Genomic DNA, 12,640 nt, shown 5'->3' on the forward strand with positions numbered 1-12,640 from the left:
TCCTCCGAGGGGTCGGGCGACAGGTCGGGACGTCGTCCGTCGCGCCCGAGGGTCGACCCTCGGCCCTGACGAGCCCGCAGCGGGAGCGAGGACGAGGGCCGACCCGGTGGTGCCCGGGCCGGCCCTCGTCCTGGTCGCGCGGTCCTAGCCGGCGCTCACCTGGAACACGGTGCTGCTGTCGGTGAAGAGCACGCCCTGGCCCGGCTTCGCCACCGTGACCTCGAGGTGCAGCAGGCCCTGCCCGGCGGGCGCGTCGAACGTGATCGGCAGCGCCGTCCGGGTCCCCGGTGCGATCCGGGGTGTGGCCGCACCCTGCTGCAGGACCCGCCCGTCGGCGGTGCCGGCGTGGAGCTCCCACGTCACCTCGAGCTGGTCCCCGGCGAGGGTGTCGTTGAAGACGGTCAGGGTGCGGGTGGTGGCCCCGGCCGGGATCGTCGTGGGGGCCAGCGGCCACCGCCCCAGCGCGTCGGACAGCCTGTTGTCGGCCCAGAAGGCGGTGTCGACGGCCGCGACGGGGTTGAACGCCTTCTGCAGGAGCTGGATCTGCGGGTTGCTCCACGGGTCGGCCAGGTTGTCCTCGCCGTACAGCGGCAGCGGCCCGTTCGGGTACTCCCGCTCGATGGACGTGAAGTCGGTGCGCTCGACACCGGGGATCACCGAGGTCCAGGCGTTGAGCAGGGTGTAGGGCCGCGTGTCCTCGGCGCCCTTCTCCCGCATCCGCAGCCCGGCGGTGGCGAACCAGGTGAAGCCCTGGGGGGTGTGGTCCACGTTCCAGAGGAACTCGCCCTGGCCGTTCGGCTTGCCCGGGACGTCGCAGACGTTCTCGGTGTAGGCGCCCACGGCGAACTGGCCCTGGTCGCCCTGGTAGTGGCAGAAGACGGTGTAGTCGTCGTGCTGGGGCAGGTCCGCCGAGTCGCCGTCGGTGCTGATCGGCCGGGTGGGGTCGAGAGCCTTGACGGTCCGGTAGAGCAGCTCGTCGAACTCGGGCCCGGCCCCGGGGTTGGCGCCGACGACGCCGATGAGGTCGAATATGTCCATCTCGGGCTCGTTGGCCTGGCTCCAGCGCAGCACCGAGGCGTGGTTGCGGTCCCGCAGCACGAGGTCGGCCAGGTGGTCGACCATGTTCGGCCGGCCGCCGTCGACCTCGAAGTTCTGGCGGTCGTTGGAGCCGCGGATGGCGGTCTCGTCCTGGATGATCAGGCCGAGCTCGTCGGCGACGTCGAGCATGTAGGGCGTCGCGGGGATCTGGTGGATGCGGACGCTGTTGTAGTTCAGGCGCTGGTAGTTGCGCACCGCCTGGGGCCAACCGGGGTTGTCGCGGGTGGGCGCGCGGAAGCCGGGCAGCGTGTCGAAGGCGTCGCTGACGCCGTGGTGGTCGATGTTGTCGTAGTTGGCGCCCTGCAGGGAGTCGCCGCGGAAGTTGATCCGCACCCCGTTGAGCTCGTAGAAGGCCCCGACCTGCCTCAGCTCGCGGAACCCGAACCGCACGCGGAAGTCGGAGGTGCTGACGGGCGCACCGGTGCCGACGCCCGCGCCCTGGGGGCGGGCGGTCAGGCGGACGTCCAGCTCGTGCAGCTGCGCGGTGTAGCCCTCCTGGTAGGGCAAATTCGGCAGCCAGTAGGAGTCGGCGCCGGCACGCCAGCGCAGCGGTCCCACGGTGATCGTGGTCGTCGTGCCCGCCGGCACGACGGCGTGCCGGGTGGGCACGGCCGGGTACTTCCAGTCCCGCTGGTTCCAGGAGGAGAAGCTGCCCGTGAGGTCGACCTTCTGCGCCTGCCCGGTGCTGTTGGTGAGGGTCACGTCGTAGGTGACGGTGCCGTCGGCGACCGAGGTGCGCACGAAGGTGTCGGCCACGTGGACCGCGGGGTAGATCTCCAGGTCGGCGGAGCGGAAGATCCCCTGCGCCACGTCGTCGGACCACGAGGCGCCCTCGGGCACGGTGTAGCGCCCGTCGTCGCCGACGAAGAGCTTGCGGCCCTCGACCAGGACCTCGATCCGGTGCGTCCTGCCGGGCTCGACGAAGCCGGTCAGGTCGAAGACCGAGTCGGTGTAGGCGCTCATCTGCGTGCTGACCACCTCGCCGTCGACGCTGACCGTCGCGCGGTGGTTGACCGCGCCGAAGTGGAGCTTCGTGACCTGGTCGCCGGCCACCATCGGGATGGCGATGGTGCGCTGGTAGACGGCCCTGGACAGGTCCTCCCACCCCTGCTTGAGCCAGCCGCCGCCCGGGACGCGGATCCGGGTGCGCTCCCCGCTAGCAGGCGTGTCCTCGCAGGACAGGAACGGTCCGGTCGTGAGGCCGAACCGCCCGCCGCCGGTGCAGACGGTGTTCGTGATCGGCGTGAAGTTCCAGGTGCCGGCCAGGTTCACGGTCCTCAGCGGCTCGGGACCGGAGACCCCGCGCAGGTAGTCCGCGTCGAAGGTGGGGGCACTGCCGGCGGACGTGGCCGCCGGTGCCGGACCGGCGACCGCGGGGGCGACCGCGGTGACGCCGAGCGCGGCCACGAGGGCGCCCACGGCCAGGGCGCGCCAGCGCACGGGTCGTGACCGGTCGGTGGGGCGCGGCGTGGTGGACAGGTGCATGGTGCTCCGATCCCGAGGACCAGCGTCCTCGCTGGGTGAGCTCTGCCGACCCCGTCCGGGCGCGCGGCAGCCGCGACGGGCGTGAGGGGGCCGGTCGACGACAGGTGCCCCGCCGCATCCGTGCGGTCGGGCCGTCTGGTCGGCCAGGTGCAGAGACGAGCGCGTGAGCGCTCACACGAGCATCACACCAGGCTTGTTAAATCGTGTCAACACCTCCCGAGGGGGCGATGATGGACGGGTGACGGTCAGCGGCGCGGACGTGGCTCGGGCGGCCGGGGTCTCCCGGGCGGCGGTCAGCCAGATCCTCAACGGCAAGGGCGAGCGCTTCGCCGCCGAGACGCGGGCCCGCGTCCTGGAGGTGGCCCAGGCGATGGCCTACCGGCCGGCCGCCGCGGGACGGGCGCTGCGGCGGGGCACCAGCGACGTCGTCGTGGCCCTCGTGGGGCACACGACCTTCGGCGGCCACCACCAGGACCTCATCGACGCGCTCTCCGCCGAGCTCGCGCAGCAGGGTCTGCTCCTGGTGGTCCGCTACGCCGGCGGCGGCCCGACCACGCTGGAGCCGTTCCTCGCCGCCCTGCAGCCGGCGGCGCTGCTGTCGCTGTCCGGGCTGACACCGGACGACGCCGAGACCGCCGACCGCGTCGGCGTCGTCCTCGTCGGGCGCCCCCCCGCGGGGAAGGTCGCCGGTCCCGGCGCGCAGGACGAGGTCGGGTCGCTCCAGGCGCAGCACCTGTACGAGCGGGGGCACCGCACGCTCGCGTACGCGCGGGTGCGCGACAGCCGTCAGGACCTGTACGGCTCCCTGCGGGAGGAGGGCTTCCGGCACCGGGCCGACGAGCTCGGCCTGCCGACCCCGCGGCAGGTCCTCGTGACCTTCGACGTCGACGGCGCCGTGGCGGACACCGACCTGCCGACGCCGGTCGCCCTCGGGTGCTACAACGACGACGTCGCGCTCGCCCTGCTGCACGCGGCGCACCGCACCGGCCGCCGCGTCCCGGCCGAGGTCGCGCTGGTCGGCGTGGACGACACCGTGCTGGGCCGGAGCTCCTGGCCGCGCCTGACGAGCATCGGCTACGACATCACGGTGATCGCCCGGACGCTGGCCGCCCGCACGTTCGCCGCCCTGGGCATCGAGAGCCCCCTCGCGCCGCCGCCCATCCGGTACGTCGTCCGTCAGGGCGAGACCACCTGAGCCCCTCCGCGACCCTGGAGCCGGCGCCCCTGGTCCCTGGCTCCGGGCCCGGTTCGGCGCCGTCGTGCGCGCCGGGCCCGTGGTCTAGGCGACGCAGACCACTCCCCGGTTGCCGTCGGGGTCGGCGATGACGGTGAGGGACGGGGCGTCGCTGTCGTCGACGACCGTCCCGCCGGCCGCGACGGCCGCGGCGACCCGCTGCGCGGCGACCTCCGCCGGGACGTAGACCTCGACGTGGAACCGCTGGTGCGGCCCCTCCCCCTCGGCGGCGTCCCCGAACCACAGGTTCGGGACACGCCCGGTGGCGTCCCGGACCTCGTCGCTGGGCGACCCGCGGCCCTGGGCCTGGGCGTCGCCGGTGAGCAGCGCGGCCCAGACGGGGGCGATGCTCGCGGAGCGGGCCGTGTCGAGGCCCAGCTCGACCACGCTGACCGCGGCGGGGTGGGCGACGAGCCCGTGGTCCGCGGCGATCGCGCTGATCCGCCGGGCGAGGTCGAGGTCCTGCTGCGTCACCCACTCGACGACGTGCTCCGTGCCGCCGCCGTCGCGGTACACGGCGTCGGCGCTCACCAGCTTCAGGTCCACGCACGACGGGCCGAGCTGCACGAGCGGGTGGTGCCCCAGGGCGTCGCCGGCCTCGCCCACCGCCGCGACGAACCGCGCCCCCGCGCCGAAGCCGTCGACCCGGTACCGGGCGTGCAGCCCCTGCGCGAGCTTGCGCCAGTCGGCCAGCGCCGCGTCGGCAATCTCCCGGCCCGTCAGCATGTCCATGGGGACCTCGTCCGTGAGCGGTGCGCCGTCGTGCTCGTCGCCCGACCGTAGGACCGCCCCCGCCGACGCGTCCAGACGCCGGCCGTGACGGCTACCTGGTCGGGCCGAGGGCGTCGGCCGGGGCGCCCGGCGCCACGCCGCCGTGGGTGCGCCGTCAGCGCCGAACCACCGCCGGACGGACCCGGGCCGCGGGGTCGGCGCCGCCGGGCCCCGCGCGGTGCGTGCCGCGACGGCGGAGCACGAGCCCGGCGCCGACCAGGCCCAGGACCAGCGCCGCGACCTCCGAGACCGCCGAGAGCCACACGGCCGCCCCCTGCCAGCGCTCCTGGACGCCGAAGAAGCCGACGGTCGTCGACAGCACGAACGCGCCGAGGGTGGCGGCGCCGAAGCCGGCGGCGGCCAGGAGCGGCAGCCAGTGCTCCCAGAGCTGGAGCACCACGCCGAGGACGAGTCCGGCGACGGCGTTGAGGAGGAACGCGGGGCCGACGACGTCGAGCGCCGACATCCCCTGCGCCCACAGCTCGAGGTGGACGACCCCGGACAGCATCACCGCGGCCGACGTCAGCGACCGGGTCAGGACGAGCGCGCGCACGACCCACCTCCTCCGTGAGGGGCGCCGGCGGTCGGCGCCCCTCAGGGAGTACGGACGCCCGCCCCGAACGGTTCACCCCGGTCGGCGGTGCGCGGCGCCCGGTGCCCGGTGTGCGGTGTGGGGTGTGCGGTGAACCATCCCGATCCCGGCCCCGTATCCCCCTCAACGGGCTCGGACGGCGAGCCGGCGGCGGGAGGGGCTCGACATGGTCACGGCACGAGCGGTGCGGGTGGGGCGGGGCACGGAGGGCGGGGGCGTGCGGGCCGGGCGACGAGGCGCCGTGCCGCGCGGGGAGCGGCGGACGCGGTGGGCGGCGGCGCTCGTCGCGCTGGTGGTGCTGGCGGGCTGCTCCTCCTCCCCCGGGGCCTCGGGGGACGACGCGGGCGGCGCGTCGCAGGAGCCCGCGGCGAGCGCGCCGGCGTCGAGCGCGCCCGCCGACGAGCCGACCACCGAGCCGACCGGGAGCGCGAGCCCCGACACCACCGCGTCCGAGGACGCAGCAGGCGCCACCGGCGTGGGCGTCGCGACGACCTCGCTGGGCGACGTCCTCGTCGACACGGCCGGGATGACGCTCTACATGTTCGACAAGGACGAGCGGGGCGGCGCCAGCACCTGCTACGACCAGTGCGCCTCGGCGTGGCCGCCGCTGCTCGTCGAGGGCACGCCCGCGGCCGGCGAGGGGGCCGACGACGCGATGCTCGGCACCGTGGAGCGCACGGACGGCACGGTGCAGGTGACCTACGGCGGCTGGCCGCTGTACTACTGGGCGCAGGACGCCGCCGCCGGGGACGTCACGGGCCAGGGCGTCAACGACGTGTGGTGGGTGCTCACCGCCGACGGCGAGCCCGTGCGCGGCTGACGGCGCCGGTGCGGGCGGGCGCGGACGTGGGGCCACGGGGAGGGGGCGGCATGGCGGCGAGCACGGCGGACGTGGTCGTCGCCCTGCACGCCGAGCACGGGCGGGGCCTGTGGGCGTACACGCTGCGCCTGACGGGCGGCGACCGGGGGCGCGCGGAGGACGTGGTGCAGGAGACGCTGCTGCGCGCCTGGCGGCACCCCGACGTGCTCGAGCGGCCCCCCGGCGCTGTGCGCGGCTGGCTGTTCACCGTCGCGCGCCGGCTCGTCATCGACCAGTGGCGGGCGGGCCAGGACCGCGAGGTGCCGACGGAGGAGCCGCCCGAGCCCCCGGCCCGCGAGGACACCTGGACCGACGAGGTGCTGGACGGGTGGATCGTCGCCGACGCCCTCGCCCGCCTCACCCCCGAGCACCGCCAGGTCGTCGTGCTCTGCTACTTCCGCCGCCTCACGGTGGCGCAGGCGGCCCGCGTGCTCGGGGTGCCGCCGGGCACCGTGAAGTCCCGCACGCACTACGCGCTGCGCGCCCTGCGCCTCGCGCTCGAGGAGAAGGGGGTGACGGCATGAGCGACCCGTTCGCCGTCGACGCCGAGGCCTACGTCCTGGGCGCCCTCGACGAGCCCGAGCGCACCGCGTTCGAGGAGCACCTGCGCGGGTGCGACGCCTGCCGCGCGGCCGTCGACGCCGTGGGGCCGCTGCCCGCGCTGCTCGACCTGGTGCCGCCGGACCTCGTCGCGCGGATCGCGGACGCGGACCCCGTCACCGCCGCGCTCCCCGGCCCGCCGTCGGAGCACGTCCCCGGCTCCGTGCTCGCCGGGCTCCTGTGGTCCGTGCGCCGCGGCGAGCGGCGGCGTAGACGGCGGCGGGCGCTCGTCGGGGGGCTCGCGGCGGCCGCGGTCGCCGCCCTCCTGCTCCTCGTGCCCGCCTCCCCGCTCGCGCTCGTCGGCGACGAGGGGCCCGCGGGGACGGTCGTGGCGCTCGCCCCGACGACGCCCTCGCCCGTGACCGCGTCCGTGCGCCTCGAGAGCGTGGCCTGGGGCACCCGGATCGAGCTGCGCTGCCGCTACGCCACCGGGACGGGCGCGACCGTGCCCGGCCCGGCGGGCGGCACCGGCGGCCGGTACGAGGACCCACCCGCGTACGCGCTCGTGGTGGTGGGGGCCGACGGCGCCGACGAGCAGGTGGCGACGTGGGCCGCGGTCCCCGGGCGCGAGATCACCGTGCCCGCCGCGACGGGGACGGTGATCGCCGACATCGCGGCCGTCGAGCTGCGGTCCGCCGACGGACGAACCCTGCTGGCCGCCGAGCTGACGGGCTGAGGCAGCCCGCGCCCGACGGGGCCCGGCCCGAGCTCGGCCCGTCGGGGCCGCCCCGGGCGTCAGCCGTGGACCGCGGCGACGAGCGCCCGCCGGCGCCTCGGGTGCGTCAGCACGTGGACGTTCGTCGTGAGCTGCTCGACGCCACCCAGACCCGGCGCGAGCCGCCGCACCTGCGGGTCCTGCACGGCGGAAAGCAGCGACGGCACGACGTCCGGCCCGACCTGCAGGTGCGGCCGGTCCCAGAACGGCACCACGACGTCGTCCGGGGTGGGCAGGCCCGCGGCCCGCTGGACGTCGGCCAGCCCGACGAGCGCCGCGCCGAGCGCCGCCTGCCGGTCGCGCCAGCCGGTCGCCTCGAGCACGGCGGTGAGGTCGGCGACGACCCCGGGGCCGGCCGGGGTGCCCGCGAGCGCCGTGCCGCGCCACTTCGGGTAGGGCGCCCAGGTGCGCTGGAGGAGGAACGCCAGGTCCACCGCGACGTCGACGAGCCGCGCCGCGACGCACCGGGAGCCCAGCTCGTCGCCGCGCTCGCCGGCGCGCCCGAGCAGCGGCAGCTCCTGGTCCAGCCGCTGCCACGTGCTCGCGACGAGGTACCGCCCCACGTCCTCGGGGTACCAGGCGAGGGCCTGCCGCAAGGCGGTGAGACCGCCGGGCCCGTCGACGAGGACCTCCCCGCCGACGACCTCGAGCGCCGCCTGGCCCGTGACGGAGAGCCGGTCGACGACGGTGGTGCCGGCCGCGCGCGGGTCGAACCCGAGCCGCCCCTGCGCGAAGGCCTCGACCGTCGTGACGTCGACCCGCGGCCGCCGGTGCGGGTCCCCGGTGAGGGCGAACCGGACGGGCCGGCCGGCGAACCGGTCGGGCAGGTGCCGGTCGAGGGCCGTCCGCACGGGCCCGCGCGCGTCCTCCGGCACGAAGAGCTGGAGCCGCAGCCCCCAGTCGTGGTCGCGCGACGTCGCGTCGTCCAGCCCGAGCACCTCCGAGCCCGGTCCCACCCGCGCGGCGGCGTAGGGCACGCCCGGCGCGTGCGCCGCCAGCAGCGGTGCGACGACGCGCGCGTGGAAGGCGCGGGCCAGGGCGAGGCCGCCGCCGTCCCCGGCGCCGTCCCCCGCGCCGCCCACCGCACCCTCGCCCCCGCCGTCCCCGGCGCCGTGCTCGACGCCGTGGAGCGGGGGGTCGGGCGCGAGGTCGGCGCGCATGAGGTACCGGTCGAGCGGCACGTCGCCGCGGTGGACCGTCTCGGCGCGCACGACCCCGAAGCCCGCGCGCTCGAAGACGGGACGGGCGACGAGGCTGGCGTGGGTCGTGAGCTCCGTCAGCCCCGCCGCGCGGGCGGTGGCGCGCACGTGCGCGAGCAGCGCGGCGCCGACCCCCTGCCGGCCGTGGTCCGGGTCCACGAAGAGCCGGGCGACGTACCCGCGCCCGTCCACGTCGACGAAGCCGGCGACCCGGCCCCCGCGCTCGGCGACCCAGGTCGTCCAGCGGCCGCGCTCGGCCCCCCACTCCTCGGGAGCGGGCTGGGCGTCGAGCCACGCGCGCACCTGCGCCTCGTCGTAGCGGGCGCGGGCGGTCCGGGCGATCGCGCGTCGGAGGACGTCGCGGGTGGGACCGGCGTCCTGCGGCGTGGCGGCGCGCACGGTCAGGTCAGCGGTCAGGTCCGCGGTCAGGTCGGCGGGCACGTCCACGGGGACGCCGGCGGGCACGTCGGCCGGCACGTCCGCGGGCACGGGCACGAGCGGGGACGCTAGCAGCGGCGACGACGGGTGACGAGGCCGGCCGCCGGCACCTCGGCCACCTCGGCCCGCACGGCCGCGGGGGTGACGGGGTGGACCACGGCGGACCCGGCTCGTACGATCCTGCGTCGGCCGTGCGGCGCCCTCCGGGTGCCCGGCCGCCGACGACCGGGAGCGCGAGCATGACGGGTGGACCCGTGGGGGGCGAGGTGGCCGTGCCGGCCTGCTCGGCGCACCGCGGCCACCGCGCCGCCCCCCGCCCCGCCGCCCGCGCCTGACGCCGTCCTGCCCGACCACGGGCGTCGGGCGCGGGACGGCCGTCGTCCTGCCCGACCGTCGCCGCCCCGCCGGCGGCCGTCGTCGTGCGCGGCGCGCCCGGGGCCCGGGTGGTGCGGTCCGTCCCGCCTCCCCACCGGCCCGACCGTCGCGCCCTGCCGCCGCGCCCCCGTGCGCGCGCCGGGCGGGACGTGGGGCCCGTGGCCCCCACCACCCCCGAGGACACCACGATGGATCCCCTGACCGAGGCGCAGCTGCGCGCCTGCTTCGTCAACGCCAGCCGCCGCGAGGCCGCCCAGGCGACCCTGCCCGACCTCGCCGCCCTGCCCTGGGAGCGCCTGGACGTGCTGGGCTGGCGCGACCGCCGCGCCCCCCTCGTCGCCTACGCCGTCGTCCCGCTGGCCGACGGGCCCGCCGGCGTCGTGCTGCGCGCCGCCGACCCCGGGACCGGCCGTGCCCGGCGCCGCGGCGTCTGCGCGTGGTGCACCGACCTCGTCGCGACGGACGACGTGTCCCTCTACGTCGCCCGCCGGGCCGGCGCCCCCGGCCGTCGCGGGGACACGGTCGGCACGTTGGTCTGCACGGACTTCGCGTGCTCCGCGCACGTCCGCCGCACGCCCACCCGCACGGAGGTGGGCACGGCCGCCGGTCCCGACCTCGTCGCCGCGCGCGCCGCGGTCGTCGAGCGGCGGGTCGGAGAGCTGCGCGAGCGCTCCGCGCGCTTCGTGCAGGAGGTCCGCCGCACCGCCTGACCGCGGACCGCCCGAGGGGGAGGACGCGGCGCGCGGTCCTCCCCCTCGGCACCCGGGGGGTTGACAGGTCTTGCCACGTCGTAAATCCTCGGTGCAGGGAGTTTACGACGTCGTAAGCCCGTCGCCGTGGACCCCGCAGAGGGCGCGAGAGCGTGCCCGATGGCAACGGAGTGCGGATGAGAGGCGAGTCAATGGTGATGAGATCTCGACAGGGGGCCACCCCCGGGGCGACCGGGCGCGGACGCAGGGCGCTGGCCGCGGCCGCGGCGACGGCGGTCGGGGCGGCAGCCCTGCTGGTGGCGCAGCCCGCCGCGGCGGCCGCGGTGAGCGCCGACCCGTGGGTGGGCGAGGTGCCGAACAACCCGGTCTCCGACGTCTACCGCTTCACGACGACGTCGGCGGCCGTCACGGCGGCGTCCGGCGTCGCGAGCCCGCTCGTCGCGGTGCAGGGCAACTTCGGCCCCGGCAAGGCGTGGACGACGTACAACATGGGCGCCAGCGGGCCGAACGTCAGCGCCACCTTCGGCCCCCTCGAGCCCGGCTTCTACTACTACCAGTACCTCGCGCGTCCGGCGCTCGACCAGGACGCGGTCGCCTTCCGCAACCCCGCGGCCCCGCAGGAGGTGACGTCGAAGCCCACGTACAGCACGCTCTTCGTCCCCGGGCCCGGGGCGGAGTGGCTCGAGGACGCGGAGGGCGGTGGCGCACTCGAGGCCTTCACCTACGGCCAGGCGCCGAAGAGCGGGGGCGAGGCGCTCGTCTGGACGCCCCCGGGCTACGACGAGGACCGGGCGGAGCCGTACCCCGTCCTCTACCTGCTCCAGGACGCCGACCAGGGTCCGCGCGAGTGGGCCGAGCTGGGCCGGCTCGAGCAGGTCCTGGACAACCTCGCGCTCGACGGCGACATCGAGCCCATGGTGGTCGTCGCGGCGGACGCCAACGTGTTCGACCGCGTCTCGCGGGTGACGAAGGACCTCCTGCGCGACACCGCGCGCGAGTACAACATCGCGACGGACGGCGAGGAGCGCGCGATCGCGGGCATCGGCCGCGGCGGGACGCTGGCGGTCGAGAGCCTCGTCGAGAACCCGCGCGACTTCTCCCACGTCGGCATCTTCTCCGGCGGCTTCGACGGCGCGATCCGGGACAGCAAGGTCCGCAAGATCAACGAGTCGACGGAGGTCCTGCGCCTGTACACGGGCAACGTCACCGACCCGGGCTACGACGACACCGTCGCGCTGGCCGAGAAGCTGACGGCCGCGGGCGTCGAGTTCCAGTCCGACGGGTCCGACCCGGAGACCGGCGGCACCTGGGACACCTGGCAGAAGAACCTGCACGACTTCGCCCAGCGCGTCTTCCAGGACGTCGACGACGAGGGCCCGAGCGAGGGTCACCTGCCGCTCGTGCGGCACGCCCTCCCCGACGCCGGCTCCACGCCGACGCCGTGGATCGACGAGAACGGCGTCGTCACCTTCGAGGTCGGCCCCGAGTACGCCGACGCCAACAACGTCATGGTGTGGGGCAACTTCGGCCCGGCCGGCAGCTGGCCGCGCACCCCGATGGTGCGCCAGGCCGACGGCTCCTGGCGGCTCTCCCTCGCCTTCGAGGGCGGCTCCTACTACTACAAGATCGTCGCCGACGGCGTCGACTCCAAGGACGCCGGCAACCCCACCCGCGTCACCTCCGAGCCGACGTGGAGCACCTTCGTCGTCGAGGGCGACACCCTCCGCGGCCGGTACACCGCCGAGGTCCCGGCCGAGGCGCAGGGCGAGCTCAGCGTCATGAGCTACACGAGCACCGCCGCCGGCCAGCAGCGCTCCGCCTACGTGTGGACGCCCCCGGGCTACGACGCGGCCCGCGCCGAGGCCTACCCGGTCCTCTACCTGCAGCACGGCGGCGGGCAGACCTGGACCGACTGGGTCGAGGTCGGCCACATCGACCGCATCCTCGACAACCACCTGCAGGACGGCACCATCGTCCCGATGGTGGTCGTCATGGCCAACGGCAACGGGGTGGACTTCCCGACGGAGATCACCACCCGCATCGCCCCGACGGCCGAGGCGGCCTTCAACATCAGCACCGAGAGCGACGGCAAGGCGCTCGCGGGCCTGTCGATGGGGTCCGGCCAGACGCTCAGCACGCTGTGGGCGTACCCCGGTGAGTTCGGCTGGATCGGCGCCATGTCGGCGTTCGGCGCCCCGCCGGCCTCCGCGGACGTCCAGGCCATCAACGAGGGCACGAACCTGCTCCGCGTGTACTCCGGCGACATCCAGGACTTCACCTACGGCGCGACGCTCTCGCTGGTCGCCGCCATGGAGAGCCGCGGCGTGGAGCACGAGTTCGCGCCGATCATCCCCGGCCCCCACAGCTGGGACGTCTGGCAGAAGGCCGCCATCGACTTCCTGCCCCGGCTGTTCGTGGAGGCGCCCCCCGCCTGACCGGGCTCCCCCGCGGCACCCACGGCGGTGCGGTCGACGGCTCCTCCCGTCGGCCGCACCGCCGTCCGTCGTCCGGGCGACCGGGCCGGGCGGCGTCGGCCGGTCGACCGGGCCGGGCGACCGTCGCCC

The 12,640-nt window shown here is 76.2% G+C and carries 10 protein-coding genes; 6 read left to right on the top strand and 4 right to left on the bottom strand.

Translation table 11 applies throughout. The features are described 5' to 3' along the window. Positions 1 to 144: 144 nt before the first annotated feature. Entirely contained in the window at positions 145 to 2,583 is a 2,439-nt protein-coding gene (locus tag EJA20_RS06310) for a glycoside hydrolase family 2 TIM barrel-domain containing protein (protein WP_129337314.1), read from the bottom strand. Between the two features lie 238 nt (positions 2,584 to 2,821). Between EJA20_RS06310 and EJA20_RS06315 the strand changes: the two genes are divergently transcribed. Beyond that, positions 2,822 to 3,778, top strand: a complete 957-nt coding sequence (locus tag EJA20_RS06315) for a LacI family DNA-binding transcriptional regulator (protein ID WP_164983855.1) — start codon at positions 2,822 to 2,824, stop codon at positions 3,776 to 3,778. Positions 3,779 to 3,862: 84 nt separating this feature from the next. Here the strand turns inward: EJA20_RS06315 and EJA20_RS06320 are convergent, their stop codons facing one another. Beyond that, positions 3,863 to 4,549: a 4a-hydroxytetrahydrobiopterin dehydratase gene (locus EJA20_RS06320; RefSeq protein WP_129337316.1), complete on the bottom strand. Its 687-nt coding sequence runs from the start codon at positions 4,547 to 4,549 to the stop codon at positions 3,863 to 3,865. 154 nt (positions 4,550 to 4,703) lie between these two features. Beyond that, positions 4,704 to 5,141, bottom strand: coding sequence for a hypothetical protein (locus EJA20_RS06325; RefSeq protein ID WP_205687396.1), 438 nt, complete (start codon positions 5,139 to 5,141; stop codon positions 4,704 to 4,706). 205 nt (positions 5,142 to 5,346) lie between these two features. Here EJA20_RS06325 and EJA20_RS06330 point away from each other — a divergent pair, with 205 nt between their 5' ends. Genes EJA20_RS06330 through EJA20_RS06340 form a run of 3 tightly spaced genes read left to right on the top strand, consistent with a single transcriptional unit; the run spans position 5,347 to position 7,315 of the window. Beyond that, a complete protein-coding gene (locus EJA20_RS06330) occupies positions 5,347 to 6,000 on the top strand; it encodes a COG4315 family predicted lipoprotein (protein WP_129337317.1) in 654 nt (217 codons plus the stop codon). Positions 6,001 to 6,050: 50 nt separating this feature from the next. Beyond that, entirely contained in the window at positions 6,051 to 6,563 is a 513-nt protein-coding gene (locus EJA20_RS06335) for a sigma-70 family RNA polymerase sigma factor (RefSeq protein ID WP_129337318.1), read from the top strand. Beyond that, entirely contained in the window at positions 6,560 to 7,315 is a 756-nt protein-coding gene (locus EJA20_RS06340; protein ID WP_129337319.1) for a zf-HC2 domain-containing protein, read from the top strand. Before EJA20_RS06335 ends, EJA20_RS06340 begins: the two co-directional genes overlap by 4 nt. 59 nt (positions 7,316 to 7,374) lie before the next feature. On the opposite strand, the gene EJA20_RS06345 is transcribed toward EJA20_RS06340, so the two are convergent. Beyond that, positions 7,375 to 9,048, bottom strand: coding sequence for a GNAT family N-acetyltransferase (locus EJA20_RS06345; protein WP_164983856.1), 1,674 nt, complete (start codon positions 9,046 to 9,048; stop codon positions 7,375 to 7,377). Between the two features lie 506 nt (positions 9,049 to 9,554). Between EJA20_RS06345 and EJA20_RS06350 the strand changes: the two genes are divergently transcribed. Together EJA20_RS06350 and EJA20_RS06355 are read left to right on the top strand one after the other, a co-directional pair. Then, positions 9,555 to 10,076, top strand: a complete 522-nt coding sequence (locus tag EJA20_RS06350; RefSeq protein ID WP_129337321.1) for an FBP domain-containing protein — start codon at positions 9,555 to 9,557, stop codon at positions 10,074 to 10,076. A gap of 197 nt (positions 10,077 to 10,273) precedes the next feature. Continuing rightward, a complete protein-coding gene (locus tag EJA20_RS06355; protein ID WP_129337322.1) occupies positions 10,274 to 12,511 on the top strand; it encodes an alpha/beta hydrolase-fold protein in 2,238 nt (745 codons plus the stop codon). Positions 12,512 to 12,640 lie beyond the last annotated feature (129 nt).

The organism is Cellulomonas endophytica (genome assembly GCF_004123805.1).
Lineage (GTDB): Bacteria > Actinomycetota > Actinomycetes > Actinomycetales > Cellulomonadaceae > Cellulomonas > Cellulomonas endophytica.

Coding starts and splice junctions, on each gene's coding strand:
- EJA20_RS06320 (WP_129337316.1), bottom strand. CDS start 4,549: ATGGACATGCTGACGGGCCGGGAGATTGCCGACGCGGCGCTGGCCGAC.
- EJA20_RS06310 (WP_129337314.1), bottom strand. CDS start 2,583: ATGCACCTGTCCACCACGCCGCGCCCCACCGACCGGTCACGACCCGTG.
- EJA20_RS06330 (WP_129337317.1), top strand. CDS start 5,347: ATGGTCACGGCACGAGCGGTGCGGGTGGGGCGGGGCACGGAGGGCGGG.
- EJA20_RS06350 (WP_129337321.1), top strand. CDS start 9,555: ATGGATCCCCTGACCGAGGCGCAGCTGCGCGCCTGCTTCGTCAACGCC.
- EJA20_RS06335 (WP_129337318.1), top strand. CDS start 6,051: ATGGCGGCGAGCACGGCGGACGTGGTCGTCGCCCTGCACGCCGAGCAC.
- EJA20_RS06340 (WP_129337319.1), top strand. CDS start 6,560: ATGAGCGACCCGTTCGCCGTCGACGCCGAGGCCTACGTCCTGGGCGCC.
- EJA20_RS06355 (WP_129337322.1), top strand. CDS start 10,274: ATGAGATCTCGACAGGGGGCCACCCCCGGGGCGACCGGGCGCGGACGC.